At 66.0% G+C, this 21,090-nt stretch carries 19 protein-coding genes; 1 reads left to right on the top strand and 18 read right to left on the bottom strand.

Annotated features, from left to right (window positions below; all coding sequences use genetic code 11):
• Positions 1–32: 32 nt before the first annotated feature.
• The 7 genes from pstA to AC1DP9_RS02900 all read right to left on the bottom strand — a co-directional run bounded on the left by pstA (position 33) and on the right by AC1DP9_RS02900 (position 8,285).
• Positions 33–935: a phosphate ABC transporter permease PstA gene (pstA, locus tag AC1DP9_RS02930; RefSeq protein ID WP_092289791.1), complete on the bottom strand. Its 903-nt coding sequence runs from the start codon at positions 933–935 to the stop codon at positions 33–35.
• Positions 932–1,897, bottom strand: a complete 966-nt coding sequence (gene pstC, locus AC1DP9_RS02925) for a phosphate ABC transporter permease PstC (RefSeq protein WP_092289793.1) — start codon at positions 1,895–1,897, stop codon at positions 932–934. Before pstC ends, pstA begins: the two co-directional genes overlap by 4 nt.
• A 139-nt stretch (positions 1,898–2,036) precedes the next feature.
• Entirely contained in the window at positions 2,037–3,068 is a 1,032-nt protein-coding gene (pstS, locus tag AC1DP9_RS02920) for a phosphate ABC transporter substrate-binding protein PstS (RefSeq protein WP_441590502.1), read from the bottom strand.
• A 202-nt stretch (positions 3,069–3,270) separates the two neighbouring features.
• The gene (glmM, locus tag AC1DP9_RS02915; protein ID WP_477106553.1) at positions 3,271–4,614 is read right to left on the bottom strand and encodes a phosphoglucosamine mutase; all 1,344 of its coding nucleotides are present in this window, start codon (positions 4,612–4,614) and stop codon (positions 3,271–3,273) included.
• Between the two features lie 5 nt (positions 4,615–4,619).
• The gene (folP, locus tag AC1DP9_RS02910) at positions 4,620–5,498 is read right to left on the bottom strand and encodes a dihydropteroate synthase (protein WP_477106580.1); all 879 of its coding nucleotides are present in this window, start codon (positions 5,496–5,498) and stop codon (positions 4,620–4,622) included.
• A gap of 84 nt (positions 5,499–5,582) precedes the next feature.
• On the bottom strand, positions 5,583–7,466 hold the full coding sequence (gene ftsH / locus AC1DP9_RS02905; protein ID WP_092289801.1) for an ATP-dependent zinc metalloprotease FtsH: 1,884 nt from the start codon (positions 7,464–7,466) through the stop codon (positions 5,583–5,585).
• A 153-nt stretch (positions 7,467–7,619) separates the two neighbouring features.
• A complete protein-coding gene (locus tag AC1DP9_RS02900) occupies positions 7,620–8,285 on the bottom strand; it encodes an RlmE family RNA methyltransferase (protein WP_477106579.1) in 666 nt (221 codons plus the stop codon).
• A 73-nt stretch (positions 8,286–8,358) separates the two neighbouring features.
• Between AC1DP9_RS02900 and AC1DP9_RS02895 the strand changes: the two genes are divergently transcribed.
• Positions 8,359–8,865 carry a YhbY family RNA-binding protein gene (locus tag AC1DP9_RS02895; protein ID WP_092289805.1) on the top strand — a complete coding sequence of 169 codons (507 nt, stop codon included), beginning with the start codon at positions 8,359–8,361 and terminating at the stop codon, positions 8,863–8,865.
• A 53-nt stretch (positions 8,866–8,918) separates the two neighbouring features.
• On the opposite strand, the gene AC1DP9_RS02890 is transcribed toward AC1DP9_RS02895, so the two are convergent.
• The 11 genes from AC1DP9_RS02890 to AC1DP9_RS02840 all read right to left on the bottom strand — a co-directional run bounded on the left by AC1DP9_RS02890 (position 8,919) and on the right by AC1DP9_RS02840 (position 21,089).
• Positions 8,919–9,422: a DUF4149 domain-containing protein gene (locus AC1DP9_RS02890; RefSeq protein WP_092289807.1), complete on the bottom strand. Its 504-nt coding sequence runs from the start codon at positions 9,420–9,422 to the stop codon at positions 8,919–8,921.
• A gap of 13 nt (positions 9,423–9,435) precedes the next feature.
• Positions 9,436–9,912 carry a transcription elongation factor GreA gene (gene greA / locus AC1DP9_RS02885; protein WP_092289809.1) on the bottom strand — a complete coding sequence of 159 codons (477 nt, stop codon included), beginning with the start codon at positions 9,910–9,912 and terminating at the stop codon, positions 9,436–9,438.
• 194 nt (positions 9,913–10,106) lie between these two features.
• Entirely contained in the window at positions 10,107–13,355 is a 3,249-nt protein-coding gene (carB, locus tag AC1DP9_RS02880) for a carbamoyl-phosphate synthase large subunit (protein WP_477106552.1), read from the bottom strand.
• Positions 13,356–13,433: 78 nt separating this feature from the next.
• On the bottom strand, positions 13,434–14,111 hold the full coding sequence (leuE, locus tag AC1DP9_RS02875; protein WP_477106551.1) for a leucine efflux protein LeuE: 678 nt from the start codon (positions 14,109–14,111) through the stop codon (positions 13,434–13,436).
• Positions 14,112–14,148: 37 nt separating this feature from the next.
• Complete coding sequence (carA, locus tag AC1DP9_RS02870; protein WP_477106550.1) at positions 14,149–15,285, bottom strand: glutamine-hydrolyzing carbamoyl-phosphate synthase small subunit; 1,137 nt, start codon at positions 15,283–15,285, stop codon at positions 14,149–14,151.
• 295 nt (positions 15,286–15,580) lie between these two features.
• On the bottom strand, positions 15,581–16,003 hold the full coding sequence (locus AC1DP9_RS02865; protein ID WP_441590503.1) for a RidA family protein: 423 nt from the start codon (positions 16,001–16,003) through the stop codon (positions 15,581–15,583).
• A 12-nt stretch (positions 16,004–16,015) separates the two neighbouring features.
• Positions 16,016–16,441, bottom strand: a complete 426-nt coding sequence (locus tag AC1DP9_RS02860) for an acyl-CoA thioesterase (RefSeq protein ID WP_477106549.1) — start codon at positions 16,439–16,441, stop codon at positions 16,016–16,018.
• Positions 16,438–18,162: an AMP-binding protein gene (locus AC1DP9_RS02855; protein ID WP_477106548.1), complete on the bottom strand. Its 1,725-nt coding sequence runs from the start codon at positions 18,160–18,162 to the stop codon at positions 16,438–16,440. The genes AC1DP9_RS02860 and AC1DP9_RS02855 overlap by 4 nt, the downstream gene beginning before the upstream one ends.
• A 25-nt stretch (positions 18,163–18,187) precedes the next feature.
• Entirely contained in the window at positions 18,188–19,369 is a 1,182-nt protein-coding gene (locus AC1DP9_RS02850) for an acyl-CoA dehydrogenase family protein (RefSeq protein WP_477106547.1), read from the bottom strand.
• Positions 19,370–19,384: 15 nt separating this feature from the next.
• Positions 19,385–20,236: an enoyl-CoA hydratase family protein gene (locus AC1DP9_RS02845; protein WP_477106546.1), complete on the bottom strand. Its 852-nt coding sequence runs from the start codon at positions 20,234–20,236 to the stop codon at positions 19,385–19,387.
• Between the two features lie 46 nt (positions 20,237–20,282).
• Positions 20,283–21,089, bottom strand: coding sequence for an SDR family NAD(P)-dependent oxidoreductase (locus tag AC1DP9_RS02840; protein WP_477106545.1), 807 nt, complete (start codon positions 21,087–21,089; stop codon positions 20,283–20,285).
• Between the last annotated feature and the right edge of the window lies 1 nt (position 21,090).

The raw sequence follows: 21,090 nt of genomic DNA, 5'->3' as shown, positions 1-21,090 counted from the left end.
GGAATTCGATGATCGGGGCACGTGGCGCCGGCTTATTTCTTGAACAGCATGCGCGCGACGATATTCAGCGCGAGCACACCGACGGTAATCAGGAACACACCGGCCCAGGCCAGTTGCTGCCATTCGGTGAACGGGCTCATCGCGAAGCGGAAGATCGTCACCGGCAGGTTGGCCATCGGCTTGTTCAGGTCGCTGGTCCAGAACTGGTTGGACAGCGCCGTGAACAGCAGCGGCGCGGTCTCGCCGGCGATACGGGCCACGGCCAGCAGCACGCCGGTAACGATGCCCGCATACGACGACTTGACCGTGATCGACATCACCATCTTCCACTTCGGCGTGCCCAGGGCCACGGCAGCCTCGCGCAGCGCGTTCGGCACCAGGTTCAGCATGTTCTCGGTGGTACGCACCACGATGGGAACCTGCAGCAGTGCCAGCGCGCAGATGCCGGCCCAGCCCGAGAAGTGCCCCATCCGCGTGACCACCAGCGCATAGACGAACAGGCCGATCACGATGGACGGCGCCGACAGCAAGATGTCGTTGATAAAGCGGATCAGGCTGGCCAGCGGCGACTTCTGACCATACTCGGCCAGGTAGATGCCGGCCAGGATGCCCAGCGGCGTGCCAATCAGCGTGGCCACACCCACCATCACGAAGCTGCCGAAGATGGCATTGGCCAGACCGCCGCCGGCGGTGTTGGGCGCCGGGGTCATCTGCGTGAACAGGTCGAGCGACAGGCCGCCCACGCCCAGCGAAATGGTGGTCCAGAGGATCCACGCGAGCCAGAACAGGCCGAAGACCATGGCCGCGAGCGACGCGGTCAGCGCGTAGACGTTCATGCGCCGGCGGGACGCCTGCAGCCGGGTGCGCACGGCGTCCGCATCGGGGCGAACGGCCGGGATCTGCGTGGCAGATACGGTTTGGCTGGCTTGGTTCATTTGCCCCCCTCATTCTTGGCAAGGCGCAGCAGCAGCACTTTGGACAGCGCCAGCACCACGAAGGTAATGAAGAACAGGATCAGGCCCAGTTCCATCAGCGCGGCCGTGTGCAGGCCGGCACCGGCTTCGGCGAATTCGTTCGCCAGCGCCGAGGTGATGGAGTTGCCGGGCGAGAACAGCGAGACGTTGTCCAGCAGGTTGGTGTTGCCGATCACGAACGTCACGGCCATGGTCTCGCCGAGCGCACGGCCCAGGCCGAGCATCACGCCGCCGATCACACCGGCCCGGGTGTACGGCAGCACCACGCGCCACATCACCTCCCAGGTGGTGCAGCCCACGCCGTATGCCGATTCCTTCAGCAGCACCGGGGTCACTTCGAACACGTCGCGCATCACCGAAGCGATGTACGGGATGATCATGATCGCCAGGATCACGCCGGCGCACAGCAGGCCGATGCCCAGCGGCGCGCCCTGGAACAGCTTGCCGATCACGGGCACCTGGCCAATCGTGTTCGCCAGCGGCCTCTGGAAGTACTCGCCGAAGATCGGCGAGAACACGAGCAGGCCCCACATGCCGTAGACGATGGACGGCACGGCAGCAAGCAGCTCGATGGCAGTGCCGAGCGGCCGGCGCAGCCAGGCGGGCGACAGCTCGGTCAGGAACAGGGCGATGCCGAAACTGACCGGCACGGCGATGATAAGCGCGATGATCGAGGTGATCAGCGTGCCGTAGATGGGGACCAGGGCGCCGTAGACGTCGGCGGGCGGATCCCATTCGGCGTTCCACAGGAACGAGATGCCGAATTTCTGGATCGAGGGCCAGGCGCTGAATGCCAGGGAAACGATGATGCCGCCCAGCAGCAGCAGCGTCACGATGGCGGCGCCGCGCGTCAGGCCGCCGAACAGGATGTCGCCCATGCGGCTGGGGGGCCGGACGGCGGGGAGATCGGGCGTAGTGGCCATGGTGGGATATGGAGTGCGTGGATGCAAGCGGCACGGCCCGCCTCGGTGACTTACCTGGGCGGGCCGGCCAGCCCTGCGGATGACAAGGCACGTGATCCGGTAGATCCTCGCGCCCTGCCCGTGCCGTCAGTACAGCAGCTTAGTACAGCGACTTGCCCGACGCGTCCTTGACGCTGGTCTTCCACGTCGTGCGGATCTGGTTCACGACCGATTCCGGCAGCGGCACGTAGTCCAGGTCAGCGGCCATGTTGGCGCCGCTCTTGTAGGCCCAGTCGAAGAACTTCAGCACTTCCGCGCCTTGCGCTGCCTTTTCCTGGCTCTTGTGCACCAGGATGAACGTGGCGCCAGCGATCGGCCATGCGGTCTTGCCTTGCTGGTTGGTCAGGATCTGGTAGTACGTCTTGCTCCAGTCCGCACCGGCGGCGGCGGCCTTGAAGGCGTCGTCGCCCGGCTGCACCACTTCACCCGAGGCGTTCTTCATGTTCAGGTGGGTCATCTTGTTTTGCTTGGCGTACGCGTACTCCACGTAGCCAATGGCACCGTTCAGGCGCTGCACGAAAGCGGCCACGCCTTCGTTACCCTTGCCGCCCGTGCCACCGCCCGGCCAGTTGACCGTGGTGCCTTCGCCCACCGTGCTCTTCCAGTCAGCGCTGACCTTCGACAGGTAGTTCGTGAAGATGAACGTGGTGCCCGAGCCATCGGCGCGACGGACTGGCAGGATGTCCTGGTTCGGCAGCTGGACCTTCGGGTTCAGGGCCTTGATGGCGGGATCGTCCCACTTCTTGATCTTGCCCAGGTAGATGTTGGCGAGCAGTTCACCGGTGATGGTGAGGTCGCCCGGCTTCACGCCTTGCAGGTTGATCACCGGCACCACGCCGCCGATCACCGTCGGGAACTGCACCAGGCCTTGCTTGGCCAGTTCCTCGTCCTTCAGCGGGGCGTCCGATGCGCCGAAATCGACCGTCTTGGCGCCAATCTGCTTGATGCCGCCCGACGAACCGATGGATTGATAGTTGACCTTGTTACCCGTAGCTTTTTGGTAGGCGTCTGCCCATTTGGAATACACGGGCGCCGGGAACGAGGCGCCTGCACCGGTAATTTCCGCCGCGAACGCAGTACCCATCACTACCATCGAAACGATGCCTGCCACGGCAGTCTTGACCAGCTTCATATGTCCTCCAGAGAACATGGTTGGGAATGACAAATTTTTGACATCCGAACTTTATGCTTTCTATATGACAGATCCGTGACAACACGAGATGTTCTTAAAGCGGCCTTTTGTGATGGGTAGTTAACTCTTATATGTGGAGAAAAAGGCATAAAAAATGACGCCAGTATCACGCTGGCGTCATTTTCGGTCACGACAGGAGCGGTCAGACGCGCAGCGAGTCAGCCAAGGCCTGGGCCGCGCGTTCGGCGGTCTCGACCTGTTCGGCCTCCACCATCACACGGACCACCGGCTCGGTGCCCGAGGCGCGGATCAGCACCCGCCCACGGCCTTCGAGTTCCGGCTCGATCTTGGCGCGCGCCGCCTGCAACCCGGCATGGGTCTGCCAGTCGAAACCCTTCTCCACGCGCACGTTGATCAGGGTCTGCGGGAACAACTTCACGCCTTCCAGCAACTGCGCCAGCGTCTTGCCGCTCCGGCGCAGTGCAGCCAGCACCTGGAGTGCCGACACGATGCCGTCGCCCGTCGTGTGACGATCCAGGCACAAAAGATGGCCGGAGCCTTCGCCGCCGAGCGTCCACTTGCGCTTGTTGAGTTCTTCCAGCACGTAGCGGTCACCCACCTTGGCGCGAACGAATTCGACGCCAAGGCGCTTCAGCGCCAGCTCGACAGCCATGTTCGTCATCAGCGTGCCCACCGCGCCATCGACGCGGTGGCCAGCAGCCTGCCGGTCCCGCACGATCAGGTACAGCAGTTCGTCGCCGTTGTAGAGCCGGCCATCGGCGTCCACCACCTGCAGGCGGTCGGCATCGCCGTCGAAGGCCAGGCCCAGGTGCGCGCCGTGCGCCTTGACGGATTCGATCAACCGCTCAGGCGCCGTGGCGCCGTAGCCGGCGTTGATGTTGCGGCCGTCCGGCTGGTTGCCGATGGAGATCACCTCGGCACCGAGTTCGTGGAACACGTGCGGGGCGATGTGGTACGCCGCCCCGTGGGCGCAGTCCACCACGAGCTTGAGCCCGTGCAGGTCCTGCTCATACGGGAATGTGCTCTTGCAGAACTCGATGTAGCGGCCAGCCGCATCGTCGATGCGGCGCGCGCGGCCGAGGTCGTCCGAACGCACGCAGGCCATCGGCTCTTCGAGCTGGGCCTCGATCTTCAGCTCCGTCTCGTCCGGCAGCTTGTCGCCCGTCGACGAGAAAAACTTGATGCCGTTGTCGTAGTACGGATTGTGGCTCGCGGAAATGACCACGCCCGCCGCCAGCCGCAGCGCGCGGGTCAGGTAGGCCACGCCCGGCGTCGGCAGCGGACCGGTCAGCAGCACGTGCACGCCGGCAGCCGTGAAACCGGCTTCCAGCGCGGCTTCGAGCATATAACCCGAGATCCGCGTGTCCTTGCCGATCAGCACGGTCGGCCGGCCCTGGCTGGTTTTCTGGCCCAGCGCCAGCACCTTGCCGGCGGCGTAGCCGAGCCGCATCACAAAATCCGGCGTGATCGGTGCTTCACCAACCCGACCCCGCACGCCATCTGTCCCGAAATACTTGCGCGTCATCTGTTTCATTCTCCCGATTGCCCTGTACCGGCAACTGATTCATGGCGAATCGCCCACCAGGTCTTGATGGCGTCCACCGTCTGTTCCACGTCGTGCACCCGCACGATAAATGCGCCCCGCTCCACCGCGCACACGGCCGCGGCCAGGCTGGCCGCCACGCGCTGCTGCGGCGGTCTGCCGCCGAGAATGGCGCCAAGCGTCGACTTGCGCGAGAGCCCGGCCAGGATCGGCAGGCCGTCGACGGCCAGCCGAGGCATTTGGCCGAGCAGGCGGAGATTATGATCCGGCGTCTTGCCAAATCCAAACCCCGGATCGAGCGAAATGCGCGCGTCGTCCACGCCCGCCGCACGCAGGGTTGACACCCGTTCGCGCAGGAACCCCTCCACCTCGGCCACCACGTCGACATACTGCGGGTCTTCCTGCATGGTCTGCGGGTCACGCTGCATGTGCATCACGCACAGGCCCGCGTGCCCCGCCGCCGCGCCGCTCACGGCTTCCACCGCGCCCGGCATGCGGAAGCCCCAGATATCGTTGATCAGATCCGCTCCGCCCGCCAGTGCCGCACGCATGACTTCGGGCTTGTAGGTGTCGATCGACAACGGTTTGCCACACGGCGCCAGGGCCTCGATGATCGGCATCACCCGGGCCAGTTCCTGATCCAGCGGCAGCGCCGCTGAGCCCGGACGGCTCGATTCCCCGCCAATGTCGATGATGTCCACGCCTTCGGCAATCATCTGCTCCGCGTGGCGCAAGGCCGCATCGCGGCCCGCATGCTGGCCACCGTCGGAAAACGAATCGGGTGTGACGTTGAGGATGCCCATCACCAGTGGGCGGCGGTTGCGGGCGAAACGGTAGCGCCCGCACTGGAAGAACTCGGTCGACAAGATCTGCTGTCCTGGAATGGAAAAAGCCGGTGCGCAGGGCACCGGCTTCTGAACTGCCCGCCTGCGAAGGCAGGGCAATCGCGATCAGGCCGTGGCAGGCGCGTTGGTCGGCGCCACCGGCGAACCGCCCGAAGGCGTGTTGCCACCACCGTTCTGGCCCGACACGTTACGCGGCGGACGCGGCGGCTTGCCAGCCATGATGTCGTTCACCTGATCGGCGTCGATCGTTTCCCACTCCATCAGGGCGCTGGTCATCGCCTCGACCTTGTCGCGGTGATCTTCGAGCAGGTGCTTCGCCAGCGCATATTGCTCGTCGATGATGCGACGGATCTCGCCGTCAACCTTCTGCTGGGTGGCCTCGGACACAGTCTTCGACGAGAGCTTGCCGAACATGCCGTCCTGCTCCGTATCGACATAGACCATGGCGCCGAGCGAATCGCTCATGCCGAAACGGGTCACCATGTCGCGGGCGATCTTGGTGGCGCGCTCGAAGTCGTTGGACGCCCCCGTGCTCATGGCGTTGAGGAAGACCTCCTCCGCCGCACGGCCGCCGAAGAGAATCGCGATCTCGTCGAGCATGTTGTCCTTGTACTTCGAATACTTGTCATGCTCCGGCAGCTGCCAGGTCACGCCCAGTGCCCAGCCGCGCGGCATGATCGTAACCTTGTGCACCGGATCGGCCTTCGGCAGCAGCTTGGCCACCACCGCATGGCCGGACTCGTGGTAAGCCGTGGCCTTGCGCTCTTCTTCGCGCATGACCGTCGACTTGCGCTCCGGGCCCATGAAGATCTTGTCCTTGGCGTCCTCGAAGTCCTGCATGTCCACCACGCGCTTGTTGCGGCGGGCGGCGAACAGCGCGGCCTCGTTGACCAGGTTGGCCAGGTCGGCACCCGAGAAGCCCGGGGTACCACGACCGATCACCGACGCGTCCACGTCGTTGCCGATCGGCACCTTGCGCATATGCACCTTCAGGATCTGCTCGCGGCCGCGGATGTCCGGCAGGCCCACGTAGACCTGGCGGTCGAAACGACCCGGACGCAGCAGCGCCTTGTCCAGCACGTCGGCACGGTTGGTCGCGGCGATCACGATGACGCCCGAGTTGGCCTCGAAGCCGTCCATCTCGACCAGCATCTGGTTCAGCGTCTGCTCGCGCTCGTCGTTGCCGCCGCCCATGCCGGCGCCACGATGACGACCGACCGCGTCGATTTCATCGATGAACACGATGCAAGGCGCCTGCTTCTTGGCGTTCTCGAACATGTCGCGCACACGGGCCGCGCCCACGCCGACGAACATTTCGACGAAGTCCGAACCGGAAATGCTGAAGAAAGGCACCTTGGCCTCGCCGGCGATGGCGCGTGCCAGCAGCGTCTTACCGGTACCCGGAGGGCCAACCAGCAGCACGCCGCGCGGAATACGGCCGCCCAGCTTCTGGAATTTCTGCGGATCCTTGAGGAAGTCGACCAGTTCGACCACTTCCTCCTTGGCCTCGTCGCAGCCGGCCACGTCCGAGAACGTGACGGCGTTCTGGTTCTCGTCGATCAGGCGTGCACGGGACTTGCCGAACGAGAAGGCACCGCCTTTCCCGCCGCCCTGCATCTGCCGCATCATGTAGAACCAGAAGACGATGATCAGCAAGGTTGGCCCGAGGTAGTACAGGGCCTGGACCAGCACGTTCGGCTCGTCGTCGGCCTTGCCGGTGACCTGGACGCCGTACTTCATCAGGTCGCCGACCATCCAGATGTCGCCCGGCGAGATGATCGTGTACTTGGCGCCCTCTTTGGGCGAAACCACGAGATTACGGCCCTGCACGTCGACGCGGCTCACCTTGCCGTTCTTGGCGTCATCCATGAACTGCGAATAGGTGACACCGTCCTGGGCACGTGGTTTGTCGAACTGCTTGAAGACGGTGAACAATACCAGCGCGATTACGAGCCAGATTGCCGCCTTTTGAAACAGGTTGTTATTCAAGGCCGAACTCCTTTGCAATTGCCTTGCCAACGGGATAGCTGCATTGCATTGTAATGCAGCCCCCGCCCCCGCAGGGAATCTCTGAATCTATGGTCCCGATAGTGCCCGAGGCGCCCCATGGCGGCAAGCCGCCCGGGGTGTCCGGCGCACGTTTCAGTCCACCGACTTCAGGTAACGCCCAAGAATAAAGGTTTCTGAAGACTTGTCGCGCGACGCCTTGGGCTTGCGCTTCGCGACTACCTTGAACTGGCGCTTGAATTTCTCCACGATCTGGCTATACCCGCTGCCGTGGAAACACTTTACCAGCAACGATCCCTCGGGTTTCAAGTGCGCCAGGGCGAACTCGAGCGCCAGATCGCATAAATACTCGATCCGGGCCGAATCGGCCGAAGACACACCGGACAAATTGGGGGCCATGTCCGAGATAACAAGGTCGATCCGGGTGCCGCCAGACGCGGCCAGGACCACCTCCTCGAATTCCCGGAATACCGATTCCTCGCGGAAGTCACCCAGAATAAAAGTGACGTCGGCGACAGGTTCCATCGGCAACAGGTCGATGGCGATCACCGCCCCGTCGATCTTGCCATCCTTGGCGCGCGGCGAGGCCGCCAGCCGGTTGCGGGCGTACTGGCTCCAGCTGCCCGGGGCGGCGCCGAGGTCGACGATGACGTGGCCCGGCTGGATCAGCTTGTCCTGCTCGTCGATCTCCTTGAGCTTGTAGGCCGCACGGGCGCGATAGCCCTCGCGCTGCGCCATTTTCACGTAGGGATCGTTGATGTGGTCATGCAACCACGCGTGATTAAACTTGTTCTTTGCCATTTTTTGCTGATCTTTACCGCCTGCCGGCGTCATTTTGGCGGATAATACGCGCCATTCCGCTTTGCGCCCTGACATGCCCGCACTAGAACTGATACCTGCCCAACGCTCCTCCCTCCGCGCCCGCGCCCACGGTCTGAACCCTGTGGTCATGGTCGGTGCGGAAGGCCTGACCCGCGCGGTCCTGGCCGAGATCGACCGGAGCCTGGCGGCTCACGATCTGATCAAGATCCGTGTATTCGGCGACGAGCGCGACACGCGCATCGCCATTTATGAAGCCATCTGCGACGAACTCGACGCCGCGCCCATCCAGCATATCGGCAAGCTGCTCGTGATCTGGCGTCCGGGTCCGGCCCGTCTGGAAGAGAACCGGCCCGAGGAACTGGGTCGCATGGCCCCGCGCCGCCCGACCACTGGCACCGCGCCGCGCACCGTGACGGTCCGCAAGCCCAGCGCCGCGCCGAACCGTCGGCCCACCCGCAAGGAAGTGACCGTGCTCGGCAACGAGCGCGTGACCCAGGGCGGCAACGTCAAGCGCCTGCGCGCCCGCCCCAGCAGCCAGAAGAAGAAGGCGCTGGGCTGATCCGCCCTGCCCTGCCTTCCTGGCCTGAAAAACGCCCGCTTGCGCGGGCGTTTTTATTCCCCGGCCGAACGCGGCGCTGCCGCGCGCCACACCAGCACTAGTGCCAGTATGCTGTGCACGAGGTAGATGACGCTCGACACGCCGTGCAGCATGCCGAACTGGCCCTTGAACGGCGACTCGGAGACGCCCAGGTTCAGCGCCTGCGCACGGACCTTGAGGCCTTCCATGAACGGCTGCACGCCGAAGTAGCCGGCCAGCACGCAAACCAGCATGGCCAGCACGATCCAGCGCAGCGTGCGATAGCGCTTGGCACCGCGGCGGATCATCACATTGCACAGTACCAACTGCAGCACGCCCACCGTGATGCCGAGGATCGCCTCGGTCCGGAACAGGTGGCCGGCGATCATGCCTGCCATCTCACGGTTCGGCAGCACCGAAAACAGCGTCGGTGCCACCATGTAACCTACTGTCCACAAACTGCCGGCCCAAACAACGGTCAGCAGCAGGAAAATCCGGTGGGGCAGCGGCGGCAGGTTCGAATACGAGGAAGAGAACACGTGTGGGCGCCCGTCAGACGTAGCGGACGGTGATCACTTCGTATTCGCGCTCGCCACCCGGGGCCAGCACGATCGCCACGTCGCCTTCGAACTTGCCGATCAGGGCCCGGGCGATGGGCGAGCTGACCGAAATCTTGCCGCTGTCGAGGTCGGCTTCGTCGTCGCCGACGATCTGGTAGCTCACGGGCTTGCCCGATTGCAGGTCTTCCAGGTCCACGGTGGCGCCAAAGACGATGCGGCCGTCCGTGTCGAGCTGGGTCGGATCGATGATCTGGGCAGCCGACAGCTTCGACTCCACGTCCAGGATGCGGCCTTCGATAAAGGCCTGCTTTTCCTTGGCGGCGTCGTACTCGGCGTTTTCCGACAGGTCACCCTGCGCGCGCGCTTCGGCGATGGCAGTGATCACCGCGGGACGTTCGACGGCCTTGAGGCGCTGCAGTTCTTCCTTCAGGAGTTCGGCGCCACGCTTGGTAATCGGAATGGTGCTCATATCTCGTTCAACAAAAAAATGAGCCGCAGCGGAGCTGGAGCCATGCTCCCGGCAAGGTTGCCGGAAGCACTTCCGCTCGACCGCGGCTTTCGGATAGGACCGAACGGCCCGTAGGCCGTTCAATCGACGAATTCGACGTAGTGTAGGCCAGAAAGCCCGCCGGTATCAACCCGGCGGGTCTGGCGGTGCAGCAATCAGGCCAGCTGCTTGTGCAGGCTCTGCAGGTCGTAGACCTCCAGGCTTTGCATGTGCTTCAGGCCCTCCACTGCGGCGCGGGCGCCGGCAATGGTGGTGTAGTAAGGCACCCGGCCGGCCAGCGCGGCGATACGGATCGAACGCGAATCGGCGATGGCCGTACGCGTCTCGTCCACCGTGGTGAACACCAGCGCCAGTTCGCCGTTCTTGATCATGTCCACGATGTGCGGACGGCCGTCCTTGACCTTGTTGACCACGCGCACCGGGATCCCCGCTGCCTCGATGGCCGACGCCGTGCCGCGCGTGGCGACGATCGGGTAGCCCAGGTCGTGCAGCATGCGGGCCACGCCCACGGCACGCGGCTTGTCGCTGTCCTTGACGGTGATCAGCACGGTGCCCTTCTCGGGCAGGCGCGAACCGGCGGCCAGCTGGCTCTTGAACAGGGCCTCGCCGAACACCTTGCCCACGCCCATCACCTCACCGGTGGAGCGCATCTCAGGTCCAAGCACCGGGTCCACGCCCGGGAACTTGTTGAACGGGAACACGGCTTCCTTGACGCTGAAGTACGGCGGTATCACCTCTTCGCCGATGCCCTGCGAGTCCAGCGACTGGCCGGCCATGCAGCGTGCGGCGATCTTCGCCAGCGACAGGCCGGTAGCCTTCGACACATACGGCACGGTCCGCGAGGCGCGCGGGTTCACTTCCAGCACGTACACGGTGTCTTCGCCGTTGTGCTGCTGGATCGCGAACTGCACGTTCATCAGGCCGATCACGTTCAGGGCCTTCGCCATGGCGGCGGTCTGGCGCTTCAGCTCGTCCACGGTGGCTTGCGAGAGCGAGTACGGCGGCAGCGAGCAAGCCGAGTCGCCCGAGTGCACGCCAGCCTGCTCGATGTGCTCCATCACGCCGCCGATGAACACGCGCTGGCCGTCGCTCAGGGCGTCCACGTCGCATTCGATCGCGTCGTTCAGGAAACGGTCCAGCAGCACCGGGGAGTCGTGCGACACCTTCACGGCCTCGCGCATATAGCGCTCGAGGTCGCGCGGCTCGTGCACGATTTCCATCGCGCGGCCACCCAGCACGTACGACGGGCGCACCACCAGCGGGTAGCCGATTTCCTCGGCCAGGCGCAGCGCCTCGTCCTCGGCCCGCGCGGTGCGGTTCGGCGGCTGGCGCAGGCCCAGTTCCTGCAGCAGCTTCTGGAAGCGCTCGCGGTCTTCCGCGGCGTCGATCATGTCCGGGCTGGTGCCGATGATGGGCACGCCGTTGGCTTCCAGGTCCAGCGCCAGCTTCAGCGGGGTCTGGCCGCCGTACTGGACGATCACGCCGACCGGCTTTTCCTTGTCGACGATTTCCAGCACGTCTTCCAGCGTCAGCGGCTCGAAGTACAGGCGATCCGAGGTGTCATAGTCGGTCGACACGGTTTCCGGGTTGCAGTTGACCATGATGGTCTCGTACCCGTCTTCGCGCAGCGCCAGCGCGGCGTGCACGCAGCAATAGTCGAACTCGATGCCCTGGCCGATCCGGTTCGGGCCACCGCCCAGCACCATGATCTTCTTGTTGGCGGTCGGCTCGGCCTCGCACTCGCCGTGTTCGGCTTCGTACGTGCCGTACATGTAGGCGGTGTTGGTGGCGAACTCGGCCGCGCAGGTGTCCACGCGCTTGTAGACCGGGCGCACGTTCTGGGCGATACGCGCCTCGCGCACCGACTTGGCGTCGGTCTTGAGCAGCTTCGCCAGGCGGCGGTCCGAGAAACCCTTCTGCTTGAGCAGGCGCAGTTCGGGCGTCGAGAGGCTGGCCAGCGTGCGGTTGCGCACGATGCCCTCGGTCTTCACGATGTCCTCGATCTGGGCCAGGAACCACGGGTCGATGGCGGTCTCGGCATGCACTTCCTCGAGCGACATGCCCAGGCGGAACGCGTCGCCCACGTACCAGATGCGGTCCGGGCCGGCTTCGCCGATCTCTTCCACCACCTCGTCGCGGTCGGTCGACTTCTCGTCCAGGCCATCCACGCCCACTTCCAGGCCGCGCAGTGCCTTCTGGAACGATTCCTGGAAGGTGCGGCCCATCGCCATCACCTCGCCCACGGACTTCATCTGCGTAGTCAGGTGGCTGTCGGCCTGCGGGAACTTCTCGAAGGCGAAACGCGGCACCTTGGTGACCACGTAGTCGATCGACGGCTCGAACGACGCCGGGGTCTGGCCGCCGGTGATCTCGTTCTTCAGCTCGTCCAGCGTGTATCCCACGGCCAGCTTGGCCGCCACCTTGGCGATCGGGAAGCCGGTGGCCTTCGAGGCCAGCGCCGACGAACGCGACACGCGCGGGTTCATCTCGATCACGATCATGCGGCCATCGGCCGGGTTGATCGAGAACTGCACGTTCGAACCGCCCGTATCCACGCCGATCTCGCGCAGCACGGCCAGCGAGGCGTTACGCAGGATCTGGTATTCCTTGTCGGTCAGCGTCTGCGCCGGGGCCACGGTGATCGAGTCGCCGGTGTGGATGCCCATCGGGTCCAGGTTCTCGATCGAGCAGATGATGATGCAGTTGTCCGCCTTGTCGCGGACCACTTCCATCTCGTATTCCTTCCAGCCCAGCAGCGATTCCTCGATCAGCAGCTCGCGCGTCGGCGACAGGTCCAGGCCGCGCTTGCAGATTTCCTCGAATTCCTCGCGGTTGTAGGCGATGCCCCCGCCCGAGCCGCCCAGCGTGAACGACGGGCGGATCACGATCGGGTAGCCCGCCGTGCCGGTGTCCGCGGCGATGCGCGACTGCACGGCCACGGCCTCGTCCATCGAGTGCGCGATACCAGACTTTGCCGAACCGAGACCGATCTTGGTCATCGCGTCCTTGAACTTCTGGCGGTCCTCGGCCTTGTCGATGGCTTCCGGCGACGCGCCGATCAGCTCCACCTTGTACTTGTCCAGCACGCCATGGCGGTGCAGGTCCAGCGCGCAGTTCAGCGCGGTCTGGCCGCCCATGGTCGGCAGGATCGCATCGGGACGCTCACGCTCGATGATGCGCTCGACCACTTCCCAGGTGATGGGCTCGATGTAGGTCACGTCGGCCGTGTTCGGGTCCGTCATGATGGTCGCCGGGTTCGAATTGACCAGGATGACCTTGTAGCCCTCTTCGCGCAGGGCCTTGCAGGCCTGGGCGCCGGAGTAGTCGAATTCGCACGCCTGCCCGATGATGATGGGGCCCGCGCCGATGATGAGGATGCTCTTGATGTCTGTGCGTTTTGGCATTGCACGCTCTCTTTGGTGGCCGGTGCGCGAAAGTCTCGCGCGCCGCGCCGGATATTCAGGTTATTTCGACTCGCCGGATCAGTTCAGCGTGGCCGTCGCCAGCTTCGCGCCGAAGCCGATGAACATGGCCCCCACACCGCTCGCCATGCCTGCCGACAGCCTGCGGCGCCGGCGGAACGCTTCGGCAAGCCGCGCGCCCACAAGGATGATGGTGGTCAGGTAGACGAAGCTGCAGATCTGGCAGACCAGCCCCAGCGCCACGAACGACAGCACCGGGCGCGCGAACTGCGGGTCCACGAACTGGATAAAGAACGAGATGAAGAACAGGATGGCCTTCGGGTTCAGCAGGCTGATGACCAGCGCCTTGCGGAACGGGTCCGTGGTGCGCTCGACCGGCACTTCGGCCGCCGCCGGCTGCCCGGCCTCGCCCCGCTGGGACCAGCTGCGCAGCGCGCCGCGCAGCATCTGGAAGCCGATCCAGGCCAGGTAGGCCGCGCCGATGGTCTTGACCACGTAGAACAGCGCCGGGCTGGCCTTGAGCAGCGACGCCACGCCCGCGGCCGACAGCACCATCAGGATCAGGTCGCCCAGGAATACGCCGCACGCGCCCCGGTAGCCGGCGCGCACACCGCGCTGGGCGGCCACCGACAGCACGTACATCGAGTTCGGCCCCGGCAGCAGCACGATGAAGATCGTGCCGAGCACAAAGGTCCAGAAATCGGTAATGCCCAGGCTGGCGTGCATGAACGCGTTCATGGTTTCTCGCTGTGTCCTTGTTCTCGTTCGCGGCGGCTTACTGCTTCGCGTCCTTCATCAGCTTGATGAAGCGGTCGAACAGGTAGGCCACGTCGTGCGGGCCGGGCGATGCTTCCGGGTGACCCTGGAAGCAGAACGCCGGCTTGTCCGTCAGCGCGAAGCCCTGCAGCGAGCCGTCGAACAGCGACGTATGCGTGACGCGCACGTTGGCCGGCAGCGTGTCGGCATCCACGGCAAAACCGTGATTTTGCGACGTAATCACCACACGACCATCGTCCATGTCCTTGACCGGATGGTTCGCGCCATGGTGGCCGAACTTCATCTTGAGGGTCTTGGCGCCCACGGCCAGGGCCATGATCTGGTGACCCAGGCAGATGCCGAAGGTGGGAATGCCACGGGCGATGAACTCACGCGTGGCAGCCACGGCGTAGTCACACGGCTCGGGGTCGCCGGGGCCGTTGGACAGGAAGACGCCGTCCGGATTCAGCGCCAGGGCATCGGCGGCGCTGGCCTGGGCCGGCAGCACCGTGACCTTGCAGCCGCGCTCGGCCAGCATGCGCAGGATGTTGAACTTGACGCCGTAGTCATAGGCCACCACGTGGAACTGCGGCTTGTCCAGCTTGCCGTAGCCCTCGCCGAGCTTCCACTCGTTCTGGGTCCACTCGTACGGTTCCTTGACCGACACCACCTTGGCCAGGTCCATGCCGGCCAGGCCGGGGAACGAGCGGGCCAGGTCGATGGCGCGCTGGACGTTGTCCTCGCCAGCCAGGATGCAGCCGTTCTGGGCACCCTTCTCGCGCAGGATACGGGTCAGCTTGCGGGTATCGATGCCGGCAATGGCCACCACCTTTTCCTGCTTGAGGTAGTGGGCGAGCGTGTGTTCCTTGCGGAAGCTCGAGGCCAGAATCGGCAGATCCTTGATGATCAGGCCGGCGGCATGGACTTTCGTGGCTTCGACGTCCTCACGATTCACCCCGACATTGCCGATATGCGGATACGTCAGCGTGACGATCTGCCGGGAATAGCTCGGGTCGGTGAGGATTTCCTGGTAACCGGTGAGAGCGGTGTTGAACACCACTTCGCCGATGGTATGGCCGGAAGCGCCGATGGAATAGCCACGAAAGACCGTGCCGTCTGCAAGCGCGAGAATGGCGGACGGAAAAGACGGTAACACGGGTAGGCTCCTGCTGGACTCACCCCGTGACCGACCTGCTCAACGCCTCGTGCCCCGGGGCGGCGCCTCGCGCGCATGGGCGAGGGACCGGCCGGCTGCGTCTCATTCGTCACTTTTTGTAGTGCACGAACGGCGCGCGCGGATGGGGCGGCGGAAGGTGGAATACGGTAGGCGCTAGGGTGAAGGGTTCTGAAAGCGAAACTTTCGAATTATATCCCGCCGTGCCCAATTTCTCAAGTTTTCAAGGACTTGCGATGGCAAGCCCTGCCGTGATCGGTTATATACAGCGCCGCCACTAACCTGCCGACACGTCCGCCGGCACGACCGCCGTGACCTCGATCTCCACCTGGGCGCGCGGCTCCACGAGGTCCGCCACCTCCACCGCCGTCATCGCCGGGAAGTGCCGGCCGATGATTTCCCGATAGTGCTGGCCGATGTCCTTGTACGCGCCCACGTACGCGGCCTTGTCCTTCACGTACCAGGTCATGCGCGCGATGTGCTCGGGGCGAGCCCCGCCCGCCGCCAGCACCGCCACGATATTGCGCAGGGTCTGCGCGACCTGGAGCGCGAAGTCGTCGGTCTCGAACTCGCACTGGGCATTCCAGCCGATCTGACCGCCGACGAAGATCAGGCGGCTGCCTACCGTCATCTCGGCGAGGATGCCGTTGGCGTAGCCCCGGGGCGGTGCCCAGTCGGGCGGTTGCAGCGTTTTCAACATATGACGATCCGGTTATGCGTGGGGATGAAGGAAACGCGCCATCGCGATGCGTACCCGGTCGGGCAGCGGCGTTGGCGTCATGGTTTGGGTATCGACGCAGACGAGCCGCTGGCCCACGGTCAGGCGCGTCTCGCCGTCCGACCCGGCGAAGCGGGTGTCGATGGCGAAGCTGGTCCGTCCGATGTGCGTCACACGCAACTCGCGGGTCAGCAGTTCGCCCAGCCGGCTCGGCGCGGTAAAGCGGCATTGCAGTTCGGCGGTCGGCACGCCGGCGTGGCCGGCGAGGTGCATGGCGTCGAACGGCCAGTTGAGCCCATCGGCGAACCAGTCTTCGATGAAGTCGTTGAGCATCTCGAAGTAGCGCGGATAGAACACGATGCCGGCCGTGTCGCAGTGCTTGAAGCGCACCCGCACCGTGTTGCGGAACACGTCACTCATGGCTTGGTGCCTTCCGCGCCGGTCTCGGCGGTCTCGGTCGCCAGCTGGCGCAGCCGGAACCGTTGCAGCTTGCCCGTCTCGGTGCGCGGCAGCGCGGCCACGAACTCGATCCGGCGCGGGTATTTATAGGGCGCGATCTCGCGCTTCACGTAGGCCTGCAGCGCGGCGCGCATGGCGTCGCCGGGCTCCACGCCGGGGCGCAGCACCACGTAGGCCATCACCACCTGCCCGCGCTCCGGGTCCGGCGCGCCCACCACGCCGCACTCGGCCACGGCCTCGTGGCGCATCAGCGTGCCTTCCACCTCGGGGCCGGCGATGTTGTAGCCGGCCGAGATGATCATGTCGTCCGAGCGCGCCTGATAGAAGTAATAGCCATCGGCGTCGGCCAGGAAGGTGTCGCCCGGCAGGTTCCAGCCATCGCGCACGTAGTTGGCCTGGCGCGGGTCGTCCAGGTAGCGGCAGCCCGTGGGCCCGCGCACGGCCAGCTTGCCGACCGTGCCCGGCGGCACCGGCTGCATGGCTTCATCGACGATACGGGCCTCGTAGCCCGGCACCACGCGGCCCACCGCGCCGGGGCGCACGTCGGCGCCGGCGCTGGAGATGAAGATGTGCATCATCTCGGTGCCGCCCAGCCCATCGGTCATCTCGATGCCGGTGGCCGCCTTCCACGCCTGGCGCGTGGCGTCCGGCAGTGCCTCGCCGGCGGAGACGCTTTTCTTCAGGCTGGACAGGTCGAACTGCGGCGCCAGCGTCGCCATCTGGCGATAGAAGGTCGGCGCCGTGAAGACGATGGTGGCGCGATGGTCCTGGATCAGCTTCAGCAGCGTCTCGGGCGTGAGCTTCTCGGCCAGCGCCGTGCTCGCCCCGATCCGCAGCGGAAAGCACAGCATGCCGCCCAGCCCAAAGGTGAACGCCAGCGGCGGCGTGCCGCAGAAGATGTCGTCCGCCGTGGGCTTGAGCACGTGGCGCGGGAACAGGTCGCACATCGCCAGCACGTCGCGGTGGAAGTGCATCGTGCCCTTGGGCTGGCCGGTGGTGCCGCTGGTGAAGGCGATCAGGCAGGTGTCGTCGGCAGCGGTGTCGCAGGCGGTGAAGGTGTCGGGCTTGCTGGCCAGCGCCGTCTCCAGCGCGTCCGGGCCGGTGCCGTTGAAGTAGCGCACCGTCTTCAGGCTGGGGCAGAAGTGCTCGCCGCCGGCCAGCCGGTTGGCGTCGAGTTCGGCCTGGAGCCGGGCATCGCAGAGCGCCGCGCCCACCTCGGCTTTGTCGATGACCTGCTTCAGCTCCTTCGCGCGCAGCAGCGGCATGGTCGGCACGGCGATCAGCCCGGCCTTGAGCGTGGCCAGCCAGCAGGCCGCCATCATCAGGTTGTTCGGCCCGCGCAGCAGCACGCGGTTGCCGGGCACCAGCGCCATGTCTTCCACCAGCACATGGGCAATACGGCTGACCAGCGCGGCCAGTTCGGCATAGGTCACGGTCTCGATGCGGCCGTCGCGCTCGTGCCGAATGGCCACGCGGGCGCCCTGCCCGGCTGCCACGTGGTGGTCCACCAGCGCCTCGGCGGCGTTCAGCCGCGCCGGATAGGTGGTGTCGGCGTTGAAGCGGAATTCGGGCCATTGCTCGGGCGGCGGCAGGCGGTCGCGAGCGAAGGTGTCGACCACGGTATCGCGCGTGGAAGTGGGAGTGGAAGTGGAAGCGGCGGTGGCAGGGGCGGGGGCGACCATGCTTGTCTCTCCTGTTTTCGTCGATTTACGACCGGCTGCGCTCGGCCGCGGCCAGCGTCTCGCGCGCGATGATCAGCTTCTGCACCTCGGTGGCGCCCTCGTAGATCCGCAGCGAGCGGATTTCGCGATACAGGCTTTCCACGCGCGTCCCGACCTTCACCCCGAGCCCGCCGAACATCTGCACGGCACGGTCGATGACCTGCTGGGCGTTCTCGGTGGCCACCATCTTGGCCATGGCCGCCTCGCGGGTGGTGCGCACCCCCCGCACGTCGCGCAGCCACGCGGCACGGTAGGTGAGCAGCGCGGCGGCATCCACCGCCGTGGCCATGTCGCCGATGGCGGCCTGCGTCAGTTGCAGGTCCGCCAGCACGCCGCCGAACATCGGGCGGCTGGTGGCCCGCGCCAGCGCGTCGTCCAGCGCCGCGCGGCCGAAGCCCAGCGCAGCCGCCGCCACCGAGGCGCGGAAGATGTCGAGCGTCATCATCGCCACCTTGAAGCCCTGCCCCGCCTCGCCCAGCCGCTGGCCCACCGGCACGCGGCAATCGTCGAATTGCAGCGTGGCCAGCGGATGCGGGGCGATCACGTCGATCCGCTCGGCAATGCGCAGGCCCGGCGTGTCGGCATCCACCACGAAGGCGGTGATGCCGCGCGCGCCCGGCGCCTCGCCGGTACGGGCGAACACGCAGTAGAAATCGGCGATGCCGCCGTTCGAAATCCACGTCTTGCTGCCGTTCAGCACGTAGTGGCTGCCGTCCTCGGACAACCGCGCGCTGCATTGCATCGCCGCCACATCGGAGCCGGCTTCGGGCTCGGACAGCGCGAACGCGGCGATGGCCTCGCCGCGCGCCACGCGCGGCAGGTAGTGGGCGCGCACGGCGTCACTGCCGGCCAGCGTGATCGCGCCCGAGCCCAGTCCCTGCATCGCGAAGGCGAAGTCGGCCAGCCCATCGTGGCGGGCCAGCGTTTCGCGCAGCAGGCACAGCGCGCGCGAGTCCAGCGCCGGCAGCGCGCCGCCATGCGCGGCCGGCACGCAGTAGCGCAGCCAGCCGGCGTCGCCGAGTTGCCGCACCAGCGCGCGGCAGGCGGCGTCAGTATCGGTGTGATCGACGTGGGCCAGCGCGGTGCGGCACCACGCATCGAGGTCACGCTCCAGTGCCCGGTGCGCATCGTCGAAAAACGGCAGGTCGAGGTAGGTCTTGTCGCTCATGGATGCTCCCCGGCCTCAATCGCCCTCGAATACCGGCTTCTGCTTCGCCACGAAGGCGTCGTAGGCGCGGCGGAAGTCCTTCGTCTGCATGCAGATGGCCTGCGCCTCGGCCTCGGCCTCGATGGCTTCGTCCAGCCCCATGTTCCATTCCTGATGCAGCAGCTTCTTGGTCACGCCATGGGCAAAGGTCGGCCCCGCCGCGATCTGGGCGGCCAGCGTCTGGGCAGCGGCCAGCACGGCGTCCGGCGCGTGCAGCGCGTTGAAGAAGCCCCATTGCTGGCCCTCCTCGGCGGTCATCGCGCGGCCCGTGTAGAGCAACTCGCTCGCCCGGCCCTGTCCGATCACGCGCGGCAGCAGCGAGCACGCGCCCATGTCCGCGCCGGCCAGCCCCACGCGCACGAACAGGAACGCCGTCTTCGCCTGCGGGGTGCCGAGGCGCAGGTCCGAGGCCAGCGCCATCATCGCCCCGGCCCCGGCGCAGATGCCGTCGATGGCGCTGATCACCGGCTGCGCGCAGGCGCGCATCGCCTTGACCAGGTCGCCGGTCATGCGGGTGAAATCGAGCAGCTCGGGCATGCTCATCTTGGTGAGCGGGCCGATGATCTCGTGCACATCGCCGCCCGAGCAGAAATTGCCGCCCGCGCCGGTCACCACCACGGTCTTGATGTCGGTGGCGTAGCAGAGACCGCGGAACAGGTCGCGCAGCTCCGCGTACGAATCGAAGGTCAGCGGGTTCTTGCGCTCGGGCCGGTTCAGCGTGATGGTGGCCACCTTGCCGTCGCCGGACACCGTCCACAAGAAGTGTTTGGGCTGGTAGTCGGCAAACGGGCGCTTGTGGTGGTGCATGTGCAGTGCGATCTCGCTCATGGGTTGTCTCTCTCGCTCTCGAATTTGTTCTCGAATTTGTTCGATGTCAGCCGGCCATGACCTCGCCGCCCGCCACGGGCACGGCCTGCCCCGTGATGGCGGAGGCCGAGGGGCGGCACAGCCACGCCACGGCATCGGCCACCTCGTCCGGCTGCACCAGCCGGCGCTGCGGATTGCGTGCGGCCAGTTCGGCCCGGGCCTCCGCCTCGGTGCGGCCGGTCTTGCCGACGATATTCGCCACCGCGTCGCGCACGATGTCGGTTTCGGTGTAGCCGGGGCAGACCGCGTTGACGGTGATGCCCTTGGCGGCCAGCTCCAGCGCCAGCGCCCGCGTGAGGCCGATCACGCCGTGCTTGGCCGCGCAGTAGGCGCTGACGTAGCCGTAGCCGATCAGCCCTGCCGTGCTCGCCACGTTGACGATGCGCCCCCAGCCCGCGTCCAGCATCGCCGGCAGCGCGGCCTGCGTGCACAGGAAGGTGCCGGTCAGGTTGACGTCGAGCATGCGCTGCCACAGCGCGAGATCGGTCTTGCCGAACGGCGCGCTGTGCGCCTGCCCGGCGTTGTTGACCAGCACGGTGATGGCGCCGCGCGCCTCGGTGGCGGCGGCAAAGGCGGCTTCCACGCTGGCGGGCTCGGCGATGTCGGCGCACACGGCGCCCACCGAGGCGTCGCCGAGCCGGTGCGCCTGCAGCGTGGTGACGGTGGCGTCGAGCGTGGCGGCATCGCGGCCCAGCAGCGTCACGCTGGCCCCTTCGCCCAGTAACTGGCGCGCGATGGCGGCCCCGATGCCGCGTCCGCCGCCGGTGACGAGCGCGTGCTTGCCAATCAATGATGGCGATGGGGATAGGCCCATG

It is taken from the genome of Cupriavidus sp. 01L43, from assembly GCF_056399925.1.
The sequence above is the reverse complement of the archived record's forward strand: the minus strand, read 5'-3'. Positions and strand labels throughout refer to the sequence as shown.